This is a genomic window from Ensifer sp. NPDC090286 (assembly GCF_044769565.1).
Taxonomy (GTDB): domain Bacteria; phylum Pseudomonadota; class Alphaproteobacteria; order Rhizobiales; family Rhizobiaceae; genus Ensifer.
In genome coordinates this window covers 41,468-57,568 of sequence record NZ_JBIVYF010000001.1, presented here as the reverse complement: position 1 = coordinate 57,568, position 16,101 = coordinate 41,468, and the positions used below count along the sequence as shown (strand labels likewise).

The following is a 16,101-nucleotide window of genomic DNA, read 5'->3' as shown; positions in this document are numbered from 1 at the left end:
GCGGAGCAACGCTCCGCGCATGCCCTCTCATCGGCCTGCGGTGCGGGCTTGCGCCGTCATTATAGCGCAACAGCAAGCAACTCGTCCGATTTCTTCAATCAATCACTGAAATTGCTAGCGATTCGCGATTCGGCATACAAGCAGCCGAAGGGGCGGCAACCCACAGAAAGCCGGGTTTCCCCTCATTTTTCTTGACCCATGCTGCGCTGCAATGTTTTTTGAGGGCATGAGCACCGAGAACAGCACGATTCGATCCATCTGCGTCTACTGTGGTTCACAGCCGGGACGTGACAATGCCTACATGGAAGCCGGGCGCGCGCTTGGCCGATCCATCGCCGATCACGGGCTTCGCCTGGTCTATGGCGGCGGCACCCGCGGCATCATGGGAGCGGTCGCCAGCGGCGTGCTTTCCAATGGCGGCGAAGTCACCGGGATCATCCCCGAATTCCTGATGGACAAGGAAGCGACCCGCCATTCGCTCGGCCAGCTGAACGAGCTGATCGTGACGGCCGACATGCACGAGCGCAAGCACACGATGTTCGAACGCGCCGACGCTTTCGTGGCGCTGCCCGGCGGCATCGGCACGCTGGAAGAGATCGTCGAGATCATGACCTGGGCGCAGCTCGGGCGTCACCGCAAGCCGATGGTCTTCGGCAACATCAACAATTTCTGGAGGCCGATGATGGACCTCCTGCAGCACATGCGCGAGGAAGGCTTCGTCCACACGGCGCATCTCGTGCAGCCGCTTGTCGTCAATGACGCGGCCGACATCGTGCCGACCATCCTGGCGGCCGCCAACGGCGGCAACGACCGTGAGGGCGAAACCGAGATCATCTCCAAGCTTTAAGTAACGCATGCGGCCAAAAAAAAGGCGCGCCACCCGGCGCGCCTTTTTTGATTCTATCGATTGGCCTTATTCGGCCGGGCTTGCCTGCAGGGCGCGGCGCGCCCTGCTTTCCGCCAGCATTGCGCCGGTATAGATCACCAGCGCCGCCCAGATCAGGCCGAAGGCAATCAGCTTTGCCGTGCCGAAGGGCTCGTGGAAGACGAAGACGGCGATCACGAAGATCATCGTCGGCGCGATGTACTGCATGATGCCGATGGTCGACAGGCGCAGGAGCTTGGCGCCGTTGGCATAGATCATCAGCGGCACGGCCGTCACGATACCGCAGGACAGCAGCCACAGGACGTCGGCCATGCCGGTGTCGCCGAAATGGCCCTGCCCCGTCGTCTCCAGCCAGATGATGTAGCCGATGGCCGGTACGCTCAACAGCAGGACTTCCAGGAAGAAGCCCTGGTTGGGGCCAACCGGCAGGGTCTTGCGGAAGAACGCGTAGAACCCCCAGGACAGGCAGAGACCGATCGACACCCACGGCAGACCGCCGGCGTCGAAGGCAAGCACGGCAACGGCGGAGGCAGCGAGCGCGATGGCAACCATCTGCGCCGGGTTCGGCCTCTCCTTCAAAAGCACGGCGCCGAGAAAGATCGAGAAGAGCGGATTGATGTAGTAGCCGAGCGCGGTTTCGATGGCGCGGCCCGCACCGATTGCCCAGACATAAATGCCCCAGTTGATGGTGATGAGCACGGCGGTCAGGGCGGCCATGCACAGCATGCGCGGCGAGCGCAGTGCCGCTTTGATGTCGTCGGTGCGTCCGAGCCAGAGCAGCACGAGACCCGCGAGCGGCACCGACCACACGATCCGGTGCGCCACCACTTCCGGCGCCGGGATATGGGCAACCGCCTTCATGAAGAAGGGCAGGAAGCCCCAAAGCAGATAGGCAGTCAGCGCGAAGGCAAAGCCTTTCGCGGAATCGGTATTTTCGGCGGGTGCTTTCGGCTCGGCCATATCATCTTTTCCTGGTGTTTTGCCGGAGAGCCCTGGCGGCAATGGCCGCTCTCCGGTCAGAAGGGAGGGCACAGCCTGTCGGCCGGCACGATCTCCCATTGGTGCGTCCTACCCCAATGGCCGGTGATGCACCAATTCATTTCCGTGAAGGGAGAATGAGTTTTGCTCACCCTCCCCGAGGCCCAGTCCATCAACGTTTTCTGGACCGATCGCCGAGATTACTCGGCGGCGATCAGTCCGACGTGGTCGCGGTTCTTCAGCAGCTTGAAGACGATACTGTCCATCAGTGCCTGGAAAGACGCATCGATGATGTTGTCGGAGACCCCCACGGTCCACCAGCGCGCGCCCGTTCCATCGGTCGATTCGATCAGAACGCGGGTGATCGCCTCGGTCCCGCCATTGAGGATACGGACCTTGTAGTCCGCAAGCTCCAGGTCTTCGATTTCCGACTGGTATTTGCCGAGATCCTTGCGCAGCGCGAGGTCGAGAGCGTTGACCGGGCCGTGGCCTTCGGCAACCGACATCATCGTCTCGCCGTCGACAACCACCTTCACCACCGCTTCCGACACGGTCTTCAGATGACCGTTGGCATCGAAGCGACGCTCGACCATCACCCGGAAGCTTTCGACGTGGAAGAAATCCGGCACCGTGCCGAGGATGCGGCTGGCGAGCAGCGCAAAACTCGCATCCGCGCCTTCATAGGCATAGCCGGTCGCTTCGCGTTCCTTGACGATGGCGATCAGCTTGTCGAGCTTCGGATCGTCCTTGCTGACGACAATGCCGCGTCGCTTCAAGGCGTTGATGAAATTGGCCTTGCCGCCCTGGTCGGACACCATGACCTTGCGCAGGTTGCCGATGCTTTCGGGCGCCACATGCTCGTAGGTGCGCGGATCCTTGAGCAGCGCCGAGGCGTGGATACCGGCCTTGGTGGCAAAGGCCGACGCACCGACGTAAGGGGCCTGCTGGTCGGGCGAGCGGTTCAAGAGTTCGTCGAAGGAATGGGCGAGCTTCGTCAGCTCCAGCAAGCGGTCGGCGTCGATCGCCGTTTCGAAGCGGCTGGAGTAGGTCTCCTTCAGCGCCAGCGTCGGGATCAGCGTGACGAGATTGGCGTTGCCGCAACGCTCGCCAATGCCGTTCAGCGTTCCCTGGATCTGGCGCACGCCTGCCTCGACCGCCGCCAGCGAATTGGCGACCGCCTGGCCCGTATCGTTATGCGCATGGATGCCGAGATTGGCACCGGGCACACCGGCAGCGATCACGGCGGCGACGATCTCGCGCACCTCCGGCGGCTGCGTGCCGCCATTGGTGTCGCAGAGCACCACCCAGCGCGCGCCGGCGTCAAAGGCCGCCTTCGCGCAGGCAAGCGCATAGGCGGGATTGGCCTTGTAGCCGTCGAAGAAATGCTCGCAATCGACCATCGCCTCGCGGCCCGAGGCGACCACCGCCTCGACCGAGGCGCTGATGTTGTCGAGGTTCTCCTCGTTGGTGCAGCCGAGCGCCACTTCGACGTGATAGTCCCAGCTCTTGGCGACAAGACAGATAGCGTCGCTTTTCGCCGCGAGCAGTGCCGCGAGGCCTGGGTCGTTCGACGCGGAAACCCCGGCGCGCTTGGTCATGCCGAAGGCGACGAAGGAGGCCTTCTGGGTTCGCTTGCGCCCGAAGAACTCCGTGTCGGTCGGGTTCGCGCCGGGATAGCCGCCTTCGATGTAGTCCATGCCGAACTGATCGAGCAGGCCGGCAATCGCAATCTTGTCCTCGACGGAAAAATCGATGCCGGGCGTCTGTTGCCCGTCTCTCAGCGTCGTGTCGAAGAGGTAGATGCGTTCCCTGGTCATGGCTCTCGTCCAAAAATGCTCTGTTTAGTTTTGCTCGGTCTTGCCTGCGAACTGGTCCGTGGTGCGGATCAGCCGATCGAGGATGCCGGGCTCGGAATAGGCGTGGCCTGCGCCTTCGATCAGATGAAGCTCCGATCCCGGCCAGGCCTTGTGCAGTTGCCAAGCGTATTTCGCCGGGCACGGCATGTCGTAGCGCCCATGGATGATGACACCTGGAATGCCGTGCAGCCGGTGGGCGTCGCGCAGCAATTGGCCATCCTCCATCCACCCGGCATTAACGAAGAAGTGGTTCTCGATCCGCGCGAAGGCGTCGGCGTAATCGTCCTCGGCGAAGGGCGCGCTGGTTGCGAGTTCCGGCAACAACGTGATCGTCTCGCCCTCCCAAATGCTCCAGGCCTTGGCGGCCTCAAGGCGCGTCGCCTTGTCGTCGCTCATCAGGCGGCGGTGATAGGCCTGCATCATCTCGTGGCGCTCGTTCTCCGGAATGGGCGCGATGAAACGCTCCCATTTGTCCGGGAACATTTCCGAGACGCCGAACTGGTAGTACCAGTCGAGCTCGGCCTTGGTCAGCGTGTAGATGCCGCGCAGCACCAGTTCGGAAATCCGTTCCGGGTGCTTCTCGGCATAGGCGAGCGCCAGCGTCGATCCCCAGGAACCGCCGAAGACCAGCCACCTGTCGGCGCCGGCCATCTCGCGCAGCCGCTCGATATCGGCGACGAGATGCCAGGTGGTGTTGGCTTCGATCCTGGCATTCGGCGTCGACTTGCCGCAGCCGCGCTCGTCGAACAGCGTTACGTCGTAGAGCGCCGGATCGAACAGACGGCGGTGGCTCGGCGAGATCGTGCCGCCGGGTCCGCCATGCAGGAAGACGGCGGGCTTCGCGCCCGGTGTGCCGGCCTTCTCCCAATAAATCGTGTGGCCGTCGCCGACGTCGAGATGGCCCGACGCATAGGGCTCGATTTCCGGATACAGCGTACGCAAAACAGTCGTCATTTTCAGTCTTTCGTGAGCGGCCAGTGCACGGTGTCGTAGTCGGGATGCTGGCGGTTTGTTTCGAGGACGATCAGATGGCGGGTCGCCGAGACCTCGGTGCCGTCATCCGTCTCCCTCGGCGGCAGGCCCGCGAGCCGCGAGAACCATATGACGCGGGATTCGACGCCGGACTGGTAAACGGGCTGCACGTCATCAGGGTCGTCGAGCGAGCCGAGCGCGATGTTGATGAAGTTCTCGTCGGGCATATCGTAGAACAGCGGCGTGCCGCAATCGCTGCAGAAGCCTCGGCGCACCAGATGCGACGAGCGGAACCAGGACGGCTGGCCACGGGTGATGTCGAACGTGTCGCGGGACGCATTGGCGAGCGGCATGAAATAGTTGCCGGTCGCCTTCTGGCACATGCGGCAATGACAGATATGCGGGTCCGAAAGCACGCCCTCGGCGCGGTAGCGCACGGCGCCACATTGGCATCCGCCCGTATAGATGCGCGCGATGGTCACCGGAATGCTCCCGAAGGATGCCATTGGTCGGTCTCGTGGTCCGGGTGCTGGAACGAGATGATGCTTTCCTGCCTGGCGTAGAAATCCTGATCCTCAAGCACCGGCTGTTCGAAGATCGTCTCGACCCAGGGCAGACGCGAGGCGTGGTTGACCTGAATTTTCGGCGCAAGATCGGAACGATCGTCGAAGGTGCCGATGGCGATCTCGAGGCCGCCCGGATGCCGGTAGGTCATCGGCGTTCCGCATTTCGGGCAAAAGCCGCGGTCGATGTTGACCGAGGACTGGAAGTAGCTCGGCTCGTCCCGTACCCATTCGACACCATCCTTCGGCGCCGTCACCAGCGCCGAGAAGAACGAACCGAATTGTTTCTGGCACATGCGGCAATGGCAGATCGACGCGCGCCCGAGTTCACCCTTGATCCGGAAGCGGACTGCGCCGCATTGGCATCCACCTGTTCGAACGTTTTCGGTCATCGCTTCTCCTCCGGGGGCCAGGTCTCGGTGTCATGGTCGGGATGCTGATAGGAAACGAGTTTCTCCAGGAATTCCACGGCGTCCGGGTCTTCCATCGTGTGAACACCGGGCAGCGCGGCCACGTGATCGGTATAGGGCAACTTGCTTTCGATGCCCCATTGCACCGTTGGCGTGATGCCCTGCGGTTCGTCGAAGGCGGCAATCGCCAATGCCATGCCGTCGGGCGCCTCATAGGTCAGCGGCGTGCCGCAATCGCCGCAAAAACCACGCCAGCCGAAATTGGACGACTGGTAGCGCTTGCGCTCGCCGCGCGTCCAGGTGACATGCGCGCCGCCGACGGAAACCAGCGGCAGGTAGAAATTGCCGCTCGCCTTCTGGCACATGCGACAATGACAGATCGACGCATCGCCGAGCCTGCCCTCAATGCGAAAACGCACTGCGCCACACTGGCAACCGCCTGTATAATAGGGCCTGTTGTCCAGACTCATCGCGATTTCTCCTCAGCCCGGCGCGTGGCAGACGGCTTCGATATTGTTGCCGTCGGGATCGAACACGAAGGCCCCGTAATAGTCCGGGTGGTAGTGCGGTCTCAGCCCCGGCTTGCCGTTGTCACGCCCGCCGGCGGCCAGTGCCGCTTGATGGAAGGCATCGACCTCGACGCGGCTGCGCGCCGAAAAGGCGTAGTGCCGGCCCGGCCCCGTCGCAGCCGTCTCATGCAGCCAGAAGACCGGCCGCTCGCGGCCATAACCACCCACCTTGAGACCACCGGTGTGTTCGAGCGGCACCATCATCAGCAAGGAGGCGCCAAGCGGAGCAAAGGCCTTGTCGTAGAACGACTGCGCCCGCTCGAAATCCGAGACGGGAATGCCCGTATGGTCGATCATCGCACGAACTCCTCTTTCATGCATGCGCTCCACTTTTCGCCGCCCTTTCAGATACCCTGTCCGAACCGATCAGAAGGATCGGACAGGGCTCGATAGCTAGGCAGCCGTCACCGTTTGATATCCCAGGTCGTCACCCGCTCGCCGGTTGCCGGATCCTTGCCGTCCTTGAGCTGAACGCCGCGCGCCAGCAGATCGTCGCGGATCTTGTCGGCCTCCGCGAAGTTCTTCGCCTTCAGCAGTTCCAGACGAGCCCGCACGCGGCTGTCGATGTCGCGGACCAGCCCCTCGTCGAGTTCGACCGCCTGCGGCACCACGCCGATCAACGCGGCACTTGCGGCAAAGGTCCCAAGCAGCTTCGGATCAGCTGCCGCCTTCTGGGCGAGCGCATGGACCGCCTGGACCGCCGCGACCGTGTTGAGGTCATCGGCAAGTGCGGCGACCACGGCCGGATCGGCCTCACCCTTGGCGTCACCCGGCACCGGCCACTTGGAGAGCAGATGCTCTGCTTCTTCCAACCGCTTCACCGAAAAATCGATCGGCTCGCGATAGTGCGTCATCAGCATGGCGAGCCTCAGCACATCGCCCGGCCACTGGCGGCCGGCGAATTTTTCCGTGTGCAGCAGTTCGTAGATGGTGACGAAGTTGCCCTCAGACTTCGACATCTTGCGGCCTTCGACCTGCAGGAAGCCGTTGTGCATCCAGACATTGGCCATCACCTCGGTGCCGTGAGCGCAACGGGACTGGGCAATCTCGTTTTCATGGTGCGGGAAGATGAGATCCAGCCCGCCGCCGTGAATGTCGAAGACTTCGCCGAGGTAGCGGCTGCTCATGGCCGAGCATTCGATGTGCCAGCCGGGACGGCCCCTGCCCCACGGGCTTTCCCAGCCCGGTTCGTTTTCGCCAGAAAGCTTCCACAACACGAAATCGCCCGGGCTCTTCTTATGCGCCTCGACGGCGACACGGGCGCCGGCCTGCTGTTCGTCGAGATTGCGCTTCGAGAGCTGACCGTAATCGGCCATCGACTTGGTATCGAACAGCACCTCGCCACCTGCCTGGTAGGCGTGGCCCTTGGCAATGAGCTTTTCGATGATGTCGATCATCTGCGCGATGTTGTCGGTGGCCCGCGGTTGGACATCGGGGTCAAGGCAGCCGAGCGCCTTGGCATCGTCGAGAAACTGGGTTTCGGTCTTCTCCGTCACCCGCCGGATCGCGTCGTTGAGCGGCAGGGTCGGATAGTCCCGCAGCGCCCGCGCGTTGATCTTGTCGTCGACGTCGGTGATGTTGCGCGCATAGGTGACGTGATCCGCGCCATAGACATGACGCAGCAGCCGGAACAGGACGTCGAAGACGATGACCGGCCGGGCATTGCCGATATGGGCATAGTCATAGACCGTCGGGCCGCAGACATACATGCGAACGTTGTCGGGGTCGATCGGCTTGAACTCGACCTTCTCCCGCGTCAGCGTGTTGTACAGCTTCAGTGTCGGCGTTCCGCCCATTGCCATTCTCCAAGATGCATACGACCGTAAAATACCGCGCCCGGGAGGCCCGCGCGTTTGTCATCTTGGATTTTAGGAGACGAAAACGGCCAGGCCAGCGGAGCGCTAGCGAATAATGTTCCGGCAGATAATGCAGATAACCGTTTTCATGGCCTCACTTATCGCGCGTCACCCGATTTCGGTCAAGAGGTCAGCCGCATGCAAGCACAGCCGACTATCGAAAGGATTCCGCGGTCATGGATTTGTCATGATTAGGCTTATCTGAGATCGCCATGCGGAAAACAGATTCGCGGTGTAGTTGGTAACGCACCACGAAATCCTGTCTCCGGAGAGCAAGGAGGAGCGTCGCTTTCGTGAAGACGTGCGAAAGCGGCAGTGTATCCGGTTCGGGAAAGCATCAAGGAGTGAGTGCAAGTGAAAGCCGCAAAGACCAAAGACATCGCCAAATCCGCCAATCTCGTCGAACAGTATCGCCCGCTCGGCCTGAAGGCCGTACTTGCCGCAGCGCTGCAGGTGAAGGCGAAGCCGGCTGGCAAGCTGACAAAGCGGCCGGCCTGACGCTTCCAACGCTCTTTTCCTTAAAAGAGAGACATCTGCCCGCCATCGGGCTCGGCCGGTTTGCTCTTGCCTTTTAGCTGGGCATCTGCGACCGGCCTGGGTGTGACGGCGTCCTGGATTTCGGGCCCGGTGTTGACGACCTTGTTGACCTTGTCCGAAACCGGGATTGCCTCGAAGTAGTCCTCCGCGACCGGGCCGAAAAGATCGGCAACCTCACGCGGCTCCTGCGTCTTGCAGTCCAGCCAGCGGGCGAAATCCTCGGGCTGGATGACGACCGGCATGCGGTCATGGATCTGCCGGATCGAGGCGTTGGCGGCCGTCGTCAGGATGGCCGCGGTGTCGACCTCGGAGCCGTCGGCTGAGGACCAGGTTTCCATCAAACCGGCGAACGCGACGATGCCGCCCTTCCTCGGGCGCACCCAATAGGCCTGCGACGGCTCGCGGCTGCCCTTCGGCGGCCGGCGCCATTCGTAGAAGCCGGAGGCCGGCACAAGGACCCGCCGGTGCCGCATGGCCGCACGGAACGACGCCTTTTCGATTGCCGATTCGACCCGCGCATTGATCAACAGTGGAAAGTCGCGTGGGTCCTTGACCCAGCCCGGCATGAAGCCCCAGCGCACGAGCAGCGCCTGGCGCTCCGGCAGGTTGCTGCCTGGTGCCGCACGCTCGCCGGCCACGACAACCATGATCGGCTGGGTTGGCGCTATATTGAAGCGCGCCGGAAAGTCGTCGCTTTCCAGCAGGCTGAACAATTCCATCATTTCGTCGGGGGTCGCCGTCAGCGCAAAACGTCCGCACATGACATCGATGTGGCACTTCACGTAGGATGGGTCAACGCTACCGAGACGATTTGATTCCCGATGCCGACCAAGCCCGAACTTGCCTCCTCCGTCATTCTCGAACGCGACGGCCGCTATCTGCTCGTCCGCCGGGCCAACCCGCCGTCGGCCGACATGTACGCCTTTCCGGGCGGCCGGGCGGAAGCCGGCGAGACGCCGGCGGAGACAGCACTTCGCGAATTGCTCGAGGAAACCGGCATCAAGGCGCGCGATCCGGTGCTGTTCGAAGTCTACGATCTGCCGGGCAAGGAGTCCGAGGGGCGACACTTCCTGCTGTCGGTCTTCAGGGCTGAGGCCGATGCCGACGCAGTTGCCGTCGCCAGCGACGACGCCGCAGGGCTCGGCTGGTTCACAGCTGAAGAGATCTTCGCCCTGCCGATTCCGGACAGCGTGCGCGAATGTGTGGAAAGGCTCTCCGGCGCCGGAGCGAACGCCGCGACATCAGGCGACGGCCTTGAAACCGCCGCCAATTCGGGCTTGGTGAAATCATGATCCCTGTCCCGATCCTCGCAAGACTTACGCTCGCCGGCATCGCCTTGACAGTCGCCACTGGCGCGGCAGCGCAAAAGTCACCGACGAAAGAGCCGGCCAAGACCGAGACCGCAGCCCCTGCCCCGGCCGCCGTGGAGGAAAAGCCGACGCCCTATGACCAGCGGCTGGTTCGGCTCTCCGAGATCCTCGGCTCCGTGCACTACCTCCGCAATCTCTGCGTCAAGGAACCGGAAGATGTCTGGCGCCGCTCGATGCAGGAACTGATCGACAAGGAAACCGCCACCGAAGTCAAACGGCGCGAGCGGATGACAGCCGCCTTCAACCGCGGGTATCGCACCTTCGCGTCCGTCTATACGAGCTGCACGGGGCCCGCGATCGTCGCCGAACAGCGATATCGTGCCGAAGGGGCAACACTTGCGTCAGAAATCGTCGCCCGCTTTGGAAATTAGCAATAAATTAACCTCTTTTCTCACGACCCCGTGTCGTTTCGGGAAAAGGCTGCTAAGTTCGTTAAGAGAGTGGTAAGAAGTGGCGAGTCCGTCACGGCCGTTCAGTCGGAGTTCAGCCGAACGGCCATAAAATGAACCGCTTGCACAATGGAAGTCGCATGGAACGAATGATGGAACCAAGCCTGACCGACATCGATGACATGATCGTCCACGAGAAAATGCAGGCCGCGCTGGAACACCAGAGCGAGGCCTGGGCGGACGGAATGGCCGACGGTATCGAGCCGGAAATCATCGCCGATGCAGCCATTGCCCTTGCCATGCGGGAAACCGTTCGGCTTCATGGCGAAGACGGCGCCGAAGCAATGCTCAATTCGCTTCGCGAGCGCGTGCTCGCTGGCGAGTTCTCGCCCCAGCGCACGATTCAGTAATATCAGGACTGCCCGATGCATCGGAATCTCGCAAACCGGACCCTTCCGGTTCGCCTCGCTACACTGCTGTTGGCCGGTGTCGCCTTGACCACCCCGGCAGCGGTTTCTCCCGCCTTCGCTCTCAGCGAATTGCAGGGCGCGCCGCAACCCGTCCCGGCCGAGCAACAGCCTGCCGCGGGTGACCAGAAGGCGACGCCGCCCGTAGCCGAACCCGTTGCCGAAGAGCCGGATGAGGAAGAGAAGCTTCCGCTCGAAATCCCGATGCCCGATCCGCTGATCAACAAGTCGGCGACAGCCACCAAGGAAGACGCTCCCGAAGCCGAAGAGCCGGAGCCGACCGGGCCTGTCGAAGTGCTGACTGATGTCTCCAAGATCCCAGCGCCGGTCGCCCGCATGCGTGAGCTGATCGTCGAGGCAGCAGCTTCCGGCGATATCGAGCGGCTGCGCTCGCTGCTCGGCAAGGGCCCGAACCAGACCCAGGTCACCGGCGTCACCGGCGACGAAGACCCGGTCTCGATCCTGAAGAGCCTTTCGGGCGACCAGGAAGGCGTCGAAATCCTCGCGATCCTGCTCGACGTGCTGTCAACCGGCTTCGTGCTGGTGGACAAGGGTACGCCGCAAGAGGCCTATGTCTGGCCCTATTTCGCGGAAAAGAAGCTTTCGACGCTGACCGCACCGGAAAAGGTCGACCTGTTCCGCCTGGTCACCGCCGGCGACTTTGCCGACATGGAAGAATTCGGCAGCTACAACTTCTATCGGGTCGGCATCATGCCGGATGGCAAGTGGAAATTCTTCATCGCCGGCGACTGAGCGCCGGCGACCTGCTTGCCGATGACAGCCGAACATCCTACCTCTTCGCCAAGAGATCGCCGGTGGGACCGGGGCCCGAGTCGGCCGCGGCCATCCAGGTGATCGTTTGCTAGGTTAGCGCGGGATTCTCCCCTCCCGTCGAACAGGATTCGAACGATGCCCAGAGTTCGCCTCGACGATCGCGCGATCGTCGCCATTTCCGGCAAGGACGCCGAAGATCTTCTCCAGGGACTGATCACCACCGATCTCGACGCGCTTGCGCCCGACGAGGCGCGTCCCGGCGCTCTGTTGACGCCACAGGGCAAGATCCTGTTCGAGTTCCTGATCTCCCGCGACGGCGACGGCCTACGACTGGAAACGGCACATGACCAGGCCGAAGCGCTGCTGAAGCGCCTGACGATGTACAAGCTTCGCTCGGCAGTCGAGCTTTCGATCAAGACATCCGACGCCGTCACCGTGATATTCGACGAAGCAGCACCCACGGGTGCCTATCGCGACCACCGTTTCGAGAAGGCGGGCATTGCGCTCTTTCGCGCCTATGGGGAAGCCACCGGCGACACGGCCGGCGCAGAGGACCTCGAACGGCTGCGGATCGCGGCGGGCATTGCCAATGCCGGCGCCGATTATGCGGTGCAGGACGCCTTCCCCCATGATGTGCTCATGGACAGGAACGGCGGCCTTTCCTTCAAGAAGGGCTGTTATGTCGGCCAGGAAGTGGTGTCGCGCATGCAGCACCGCAGCACGCCGCGCCGCCGGGTGGTGATCGTTTCTGCCGACGCCGCCCTTCCCCCGACGGGAACGACGATCACCGCGAGCGACAAGTCGATCGGCACGCTCGGCACGGTACAGGGCAAGTCGGCACTCGCGATAGTGCGCATCGACAAGGCCGGCGAAGCGATGGCGAACGGCATCCCGCTGCTGGCCGGCGACGTTCCGGTGACATTGGTCCTGCCCGAATGGGCCGGGCTCACCTTCCCGACCTCTGCCGACGAGGCGAGCGCGTGACGACGGCCCGCGCCTGGCAGCGCATGCTCTCCGGCCGAAGACTGGACCTGCTCGACCCGTCGCCGCTCGACGTCGAGATCGGCGATATCGCCCACGGTCTCGCGCGGGTCGCCCGCTGGAACGGCCAGACCGCCGGCGACCATGCCTTCTCGGTCGCCCAGCACAGCCTGATGGTCGAGGACATTTTTCGCCGCAGCAACAAATGCAGCACCGACGATTGCCTGTTGGCGCTTTTGCACGACGCGCCGGAATACGTGATCGGCGACATGATCTCGCCGTTCAAGGCGGTGGTCGGCGGTGGCTACAAATCGGTCGAGAAGCGGCTGGAAAGCGCCATCCATCTCCGTTTCGGCCTGCCGCCGCATTGCTCCAAGGAATTGAAGGACAAGATCAAGAAGGCCGACCATGTCGCCGCCTATTTCGAAGCGACCGTGCTTGCCGGCTTCTCGGTCGAAGAGGCGCGAAAATTCTTCGGCCTGCCACGCGGCATCACCCGCGAGACGCTGCTGATCGATCCCGTGCCGGCGGTCGAGGCGCAGCGGTTGTTCACCGAGCGGTTCCTGGCGCTGGAAGCGCAGCGCCTGCCTGCACGCGCGGAAATCTGACATGCCGGACATCATCGTTTCACCGCTTTCCCGCATCGCCGAAATGGCCGTCCGCCATGGCTGCACAGAGATGATCAGCCTCGTTGCCAAGGGCCAGGACTTTCATCGCCCCGGCGTCATCGCCAAGGCGCGGCATCTCACGCTCGGCATGAACGACATCACCTTTGCCGGCACCGGCGACCTCATCGCGCCGCAGGAAGACCATGTCCGGCAGATCGTCGCCTTTGCGCGCGAATGGGACCGCGCACGGCCGCTCCTCGTTCATTGCTGGATGGGCGTCTCCCGCTCGCCCGCAGCCGCCCTCATCGCCGCGCTTGCGGCCGAGCCGAACCAGGACGACACGCAACTGGTGCTAGGGCTGCGTCGAGCCTCGCCCTTTGCGACCCCCAACAGCCGGCTTGTCGAGATCGGTGACGCCGTACTCGAGCGCAACGGCCGGCTCATCGCAGCCGTTCGCGCGATCGGTCGCGGTGCGGATGCCGACGGCAACGCACCGTTCCTTCTGCCGCTTGCTTCCGAAGGAGCAGCCGTTGCCGATTGAGACACAGCCGACAACGGTCGAGATCGGCCTCAACGCTGCGATCGTCGCCGTGGTCAACCGCAGCCCGCGCATCCTCGCAGTCAGCGAAAGCGACGGCGACGCGCGCGACAGCCTGCCCTTCGGCCCCTTCGATCCGGCGCTCCACCGGACCTTTGAGACGAGCCTGCGCGATCGCGTCGAAAAACGCACGGCGTTGAAGCTCGGCTATATCGAGCAGCTCTACACCTTCGGCGATCGTGGCCGCCAGCGGCTGCCGGGTGAAGAAGGCAAGCACATGGTCTCTGTCGGTTATCTGGCGCTGACCAGAACCGATGCCGAGAATACCGAACGGCTGGCCGAAGCCGGCGCGCACTGGCGTGACTGGTACGGTTACCTGCCCTGGGAAGACTGGCGGCAGGGACGCCCGGCGGTGCTCGACCAGGCCATCCTGCCGGCGCTTGCCCGCTGGGAGACCGGCGTGTCCGGCGAGGAGCAGGCCGCACGGATTGCCGGGCGCCGGGCGCGCATTCGCCTGGCCTTCGGCCTCGGCGATTTCCCCTGGGACGAAGAGCGCGTGCTGGAACGCTATGAGCTGCTCTACGAGGCGGGGCTCGTTCCCGAGGCGGCCATCGACGGCCGCGGCAACGGCAGCGACATTCTGACCGTCGGGCTGGCGATGCGCCACGACCATCGCCGCATCGTCGCCACCGCAATGGCGAGGCTGCGCGGCAAGATCAAGTATCGGCCGGTCGTCTTCGAGCTGATGCCGCCGGAATTCACCCTGACCGATCTGCAGGCAACCGTCGAGGCGATCTCCGGGCGCCACCTGCACAAGCAAAATTTCCGGCGCCTGGTCGAAGGGGCCGAGTTGGTCGAGCCGACGGGCATGACGCTCTCTTCCACCGGAGGACGGCCGGCTGCCCTCTTCCGCTTCCGTCGCCAGATCCTCGACGAGCGTCCTGCCCCAGGGCTCAAAGTCGGCGGGCGATGACCGCAGCCACCAATCCCTGAGCGGGACCGGCACCTAAAAACATCCGGCGGCACGCCCTACATAGGAGGGATGATGCTATGATCGGTGCTGCGGGACGAGGCCGAAGAGTCGCCACCTGCCGCCGAGCGACCCGATATCTACGACCGAGGTGACAACCATGCTGCTCGCACTGGCCTTTTTGACGTCGCTGCTCGGCACCTCGCCGCAATCGGGAACCGACGAGAAGCCGAAGATGCCCGACTACTTCAAGAACCAGCAGGGCGGCGGCATGCAACCGCAGACGACCATCTGCAATCTCAACAGTCAGGACACGAACGGACAGTTCAAGACCTGCCGTTATGATTGCGGCACGCAGATCACCGTCGGCGAGCGCTTCTCCTGCCCCTTCATCATGCAGCGTTGATCGTGTCTTCGACTATTTCTTGATGGCGATGTCGAGACCGATGTCGAGCGTCGGGGCGGCCATCGTGATCTTCGAGGTCGAGATATAGTCGATGCCGCTCTCGGCGATTGCCCGCACCGTATCGATATTGACGTTGCCTGAAGCCTCTAACCGCGTCCGGCGGGCATCGACCGCATAGGCGTCGGTGGAGAGCTGCCAGTGCGCCCGGTTGATCGCAACGGCCTCACGGAGCAAATCAGGCCCCATGTTGTCGAGCAGGATGACGTCGGGTTGGGCCGTCAGCGCCTCGCGCATCTGGTCGAGGCCATCGACCTCGATCTCGATCTTGACGAGATGGCCACAATAGGCGCGCGCCGCGTCGACGGCGCTGGCGACGCCGCCGGAAACGGCGATGTGGTTGTCCTTGATCAGCACCGCGTCATCCAGCCCGTAGCGGTGATTGGAGCCGCCACCCAGACGCACAGCGTATTTCTCCAGCGCCCGCAGGCCCGGAATGGTCTTGCGGGTGCAGCAGACCTTCGCACGCGTGTGGGCGATCTCGTCGGCGAATTTCGCCGTGTAGGTGGCGATGCCCGAGAGATGCATGAGGAAGTTCAAGCCGACGCGTTCGGCCGACAGCAGGCCGCGAGCGCGGCCGGAGATCCGGGCGATCGCCGTGCCCGGTTCGACCCGGTCGCCGTCCGCCACCAGGGCTTCGAAGCGGATCGACGGGTCGACCAGACGGAAGGCTGCACGCGCGAGCTCCAGCCCTGCAATGACGCCGGCATCCCGCACATTCATACCGGCCGTTGCCGTCAGGTCCGGCCCGATCGTCGAAAGCGTCGTGATATCGCCGGCGCGGCCGAGATCCTCAAGCAGTGCCGCGCGCACCTGATCCTCGATCATCAGTGCGGGCAGTTCGGGGCGGAGGGCTGCTGTCATCGTGTCACTCATTCCAAAGGTTCAATTCGAAAGCGGCCGACCAGGCTGCC

21 protein-coding genes are annotated in these 16,101 nt (G+C 63.3%); 11 read left to right on the top strand and 10 right to left on the bottom strand.

The window, feature by feature from the left end:
• Positions 1-226: 226 nt before the first annotated feature.
• Positions 227-847 carry a TIGR00730 family Rossman fold protein gene (locus ACIQUG_RS00295; protein WP_402316227.1) on the top strand — a complete coding sequence of 207 codons (621 nt, stop codon included), beginning with the start codon at positions 227-229 and terminating at the stop codon, positions 845-847.
• Between the two features lie 66 nt (positions 848-913).
• Here ACIQUG_RS00295 and rarD read toward each other — a convergent pair whose 3' ends face one another.
• The 8 genes from rarD to cysS all read right to left on the bottom strand — a co-directional run bounded on the left by rarD (position 914) and on the right by cysS (position 8,030).
• Positions 914-1,846, bottom strand: coding sequence for an EamA family transporter RarD (gene rarD / locus ACIQUG_RS00290; protein ID WP_043616557.1), 933 nt, complete (start codon positions 1,844-1,846; stop codon positions 914-916).
• Positions 1,847-2,064: 218 nt separating this feature from the next.
• Positions 2,065-3,681, bottom strand: a complete 1,617-nt coding sequence (gene cimA / locus ACIQUG_RS00285; RefSeq protein ID WP_402316224.1) for a citramalate synthase — start codon at positions 3,679-3,681, stop codon at positions 2,065-2,067.
• A 24-nt stretch (positions 3,682-3,705) separates the two neighbouring features.
• Entirely contained in the window at positions 3,706-4,674 is a 969-nt protein-coding gene (gene pip, locus ACIQUG_RS00280; RefSeq protein ID WP_402316221.1) for a prolyl aminopeptidase, read from the bottom strand.
• Positions 4,675-4,676: 2 nt separating this feature from the next.
• A complete protein-coding gene (locus ACIQUG_RS00275) occupies positions 4,677-5,198 on the bottom strand; it encodes a GFA family protein (RefSeq protein WP_402316218.1) in 522 nt (173 codons plus the stop codon).
• Positions 5,171-5,647, bottom strand: a complete 477-nt coding sequence (locus tag ACIQUG_RS00270) for a GFA family protein (protein WP_192447384.1) — start codon at positions 5,645-5,647, stop codon at positions 5,171-5,173. The genes ACIQUG_RS00275 and ACIQUG_RS00270 overlap by 28 nt, the downstream gene beginning before the upstream one ends.
• Positions 5,644-6,135 carry a GFA family protein gene (locus ACIQUG_RS00265; RefSeq protein WP_402316214.1) on the bottom strand — a complete coding sequence of 164 codons (492 nt, stop codon included), beginning with the start codon at positions 6,133-6,135 and terminating at the stop codon, positions 5,644-5,646. Before ACIQUG_RS00265 ends, ACIQUG_RS00270 begins: the two co-directional genes overlap by 4 nt.
• Before the next feature lie 12 nt (positions 6,136-6,147).
• On the bottom strand, positions 6,148-6,531 hold the full coding sequence (locus ACIQUG_RS00260; RefSeq protein WP_402316211.1) for a VOC family protein: 384 nt from the start codon (positions 6,529-6,531) through the stop codon (positions 6,148-6,150).
• A 107-nt stretch (positions 6,532-6,638) separates the two neighbouring features.
• Positions 6,639-8,030, bottom strand: a complete 1,392-nt coding sequence (gene cysS, locus ACIQUG_RS00255) for a cysteine--tRNA ligase (protein ID WP_402316208.1) — start codon at positions 8,028-8,030, stop codon at positions 6,639-6,641.
• Positions 8,031-8,444: 414 nt separating this feature from the next.
• Between cysS and ACIQUG_RS00250 the strand changes: the two genes are divergently transcribed.
• The gene (locus ACIQUG_RS00250) at positions 8,445-8,588 is read left to right on the top strand and encodes a hypothetical protein (protein ID WP_197067130.1); all 144 of its coding nucleotides are present in this window, start codon (positions 8,445-8,447) and stop codon (positions 8,586-8,588) included.
• 20 nt (positions 8,589-8,608) lie between these two features.
• Here ACIQUG_RS00250 and ACIQUG_RS00245 read toward each other — a convergent pair whose 3' ends face one another.
• Positions 8,609-9,388, bottom strand: a complete 780-nt coding sequence (locus tag ACIQUG_RS00245) for an SOS response-associated peptidase (protein WP_402320488.1) — start codon at positions 9,386-9,388, stop codon at positions 8,609-8,611.
• 60 nt (positions 9,389-9,448) lie between these two features.
• Between ACIQUG_RS00245 and ACIQUG_RS00240 the strand changes: the two genes are divergently transcribed.
• The 9 genes from ACIQUG_RS00240 to ACIQUG_RS00200 all read left to right on the top strand — a co-directional run bounded on the left by ACIQUG_RS00240 (position 9,449) and on the right by ACIQUG_RS00200 (position 15,130).
• On the top strand, positions 9,449-9,919 hold the full coding sequence (locus tag ACIQUG_RS00240; protein ID WP_402316205.1) for an NUDIX hydrolase: 471 nt from the start codon (positions 9,449-9,451) through the stop codon (positions 9,917-9,919).
• Complete coding sequence (locus ACIQUG_RS00235; RefSeq protein WP_402316202.1) at positions 9,916-10,368, top strand: TIGR02301 family protein; 453 nt, start codon at positions 9,916-9,918, stop codon at positions 10,366-10,368. The genes ACIQUG_RS00240 and ACIQUG_RS00235 overlap by 4 nt, the downstream gene beginning before the upstream one ends.
• A gap of 158 nt (positions 10,369-10,526) precedes the next feature.
• A complete protein-coding gene (locus ACIQUG_RS00230) occupies positions 10,527-10,796 on the top strand; it encodes a hypothetical protein (RefSeq protein WP_089043914.1) in 270 nt (89 codons plus the stop codon).
• A 15-nt stretch (positions 10,797-10,811) separates the two neighbouring features.
• Positions 10,812-11,606: a hypothetical protein gene (locus ACIQUG_RS00225; RefSeq protein ID WP_402316198.1), complete on the top strand. Its 795-nt coding sequence runs from the start codon at positions 10,812-10,814 to the stop codon at positions 11,604-11,606.
• A gap of 156 nt (positions 11,607-11,762) precedes the next feature.
• Positions 11,763-12,611, top strand: coding sequence for a YgfZ/GcvT domain-containing protein (locus tag ACIQUG_RS00220; RefSeq protein WP_402316195.1), 849 nt, complete (start codon positions 11,763-11,765; stop codon positions 12,609-12,611).
• Positions 12,608-13,216 (top strand): YfbR-like 5'-deoxynucleotidase, encoded by a 609-nt coding sequence (locus tag ACIQUG_RS00215; RefSeq protein WP_402316192.1) that lies wholly within the window; start codon positions 12,608-12,610, stop codon positions 13,214-13,216. Before ACIQUG_RS00220 ends, ACIQUG_RS00215 begins: the two co-directional genes overlap by 4 nt.
• 1 nt (position 13,217) lies before the next feature.
• A complete protein-coding gene (locus tag ACIQUG_RS00210) occupies positions 13,218-13,757 on the top strand; it encodes a tyrosine phosphatase family protein (protein ID WP_402316189.1) in 540 nt (179 codons plus the stop codon).
• The gene (locus ACIQUG_RS00205; protein WP_402316186.1) at positions 13,693-14,727 is read left to right on the top strand and encodes an NrtR DNA-binding winged helix domain-containing protein; all 1,035 of its coding nucleotides are present in this window, start codon (positions 13,693-13,695) and stop codon (positions 14,725-14,727) included. Before ACIQUG_RS00210 ends, ACIQUG_RS00205 begins: the two co-directional genes overlap by 65 nt.
• A gap of 157 nt (positions 14,728-14,884) precedes the next feature.
• Entirely contained in the window at positions 14,885-15,130 is a 246-nt protein-coding gene (locus ACIQUG_RS00200) for a hypothetical protein (RefSeq protein ID WP_043616603.1), read from the top strand.
• 12 nt (positions 15,131-15,142) lie between these two features.
• Here the strand turns inward: ACIQUG_RS00200 and nadC are convergent, their stop codons facing one another.
• On the bottom strand, positions 15,143-16,051 hold the full coding sequence (gene nadC, locus ACIQUG_RS00195) for a carboxylating nicotinate-nucleotide diphosphorylase (RefSeq protein WP_402316183.1): 909 nt from the start codon (positions 16,049-16,051) through the stop codon (positions 15,143-15,145).
• Positions 16,052-16,101 lie beyond the last annotated feature (50 nt).

Coding starts and splice junctions, on each gene's coding strand:
- ACIQUG_RS00200 (WP_043616603.1), top strand. CDS start 14,885: ATGCTGCTCGCACTGGCCTTTTTGACGTCGCTGCTCGGCACCTCGCCG.
- ACIQUG_RS00230 (WP_089043914.1), top strand. CDS start 10,527: ATGGAACGAATGATGGAACCAAGCCTGACCGACATCGATGACATGATC.
- ACIQUG_RS00225 (WP_402316198.1), top strand. CDS start 10,812: ATGCATCGGAATCTCGCAAACCGGACCCTTCCGGTTCGCCTCGCTACA.
- pip (WP_402316221.1), bottom strand. CDS start 4,674: ATGACGACTGTTTTGCGTACGCTGTATCCGGAAATCGAGCCCTATGCG.
- cysS (WP_402316208.1), bottom strand. CDS start 8,030: ATGGGCGGAACGCCGACACTGAAGCTGTACAACACGCTGACGCGGGAG.
- ACIQUG_RS00235 (WP_402316202.1), top strand. CDS start 9,916: ATGATCCCTGTCCCGATCCTCGCAAGACTTACGCTCGCCGGCATCGCC.
- ACIQUG_RS00275 (WP_402316218.1), bottom strand. CDS start 5,198: ATGGCATCCTTCGGGAGCATTCCGGTGACCATCGCGCGCATCTATACG.
- ACIQUG_RS00270 (WP_192447384.1), bottom strand. CDS start 5,647: ATGACCGAAAACGTTCGAACAGGTGGATGCCAATGCGGCGCAGTCCGC.
- ACIQUG_RS00260 (WP_402316211.1), bottom strand. CDS start 6,531: ATGATCGACCATACGGGCATTCCCGTCTCGGATTTCGAGCGGGCGCAG.
- ACIQUG_RS00295 (WP_402316227.1), top strand. CDS start 227: ATGAGCACCGAGAACAGCACGATTCGATCCATCTGCGTCTACTGTGGT.
- nadC (WP_402316183.1), bottom strand. CDS start 16,051: ATGACAGCAGCCCTCCGCCCCGAACTGCCCGCACTGATGATCGAGGAT.
- ACIQUG_RS00245 (WP_402320488.1), bottom strand. CDS start 9,388: ATGTGCGGACGTTTTGCGCTGACGGCGACCCCCGACGAAATGATGGAA.
- cimA (WP_402316224.1), bottom strand. CDS start 3,681: ATGACCAGGGAACGCATCTACCTCTTCGACACGACGCTGAGAGACGGG.
- rarD (WP_043616557.1), bottom strand. CDS start 1,846: ATGGCCGAGCCGAAAGCACCCGCCGAAAATACCGATTCCGCGAAAGGC.
- ACIQUG_RS00240 (WP_402316205.1), top strand. CDS start 9,449: ATGCCGACCAAGCCCGAACTTGCCTCCTCCGTCATTCTCGAACGCGAC.
- ACIQUG_RS00210 (WP_402316189.1), top strand. CDS start 13,218: ATGCCGGACATCATCGTTTCACCGCTTTCCCGCATCGCCGAAATGGCC.
- ACIQUG_RS00220 (WP_402316195.1), top strand. CDS start 11,763: ATGCCCAGAGTTCGCCTCGACGATCGCGCGATCGTCGCCATTTCCGGC.
- ACIQUG_RS00205 (WP_402316186.1), top strand. CDS start 13,693: ATGCCGACGGCAACGCACCGTTCCTTCTGCCGCTTGCTTCCGAAGGAG.
- ACIQUG_RS00265 (WP_402316214.1), bottom strand. CDS start 6,135: ATGAGTCTGGACAACAGGCCCTATTATACAGGCGGTTGCCAGTGTGGC.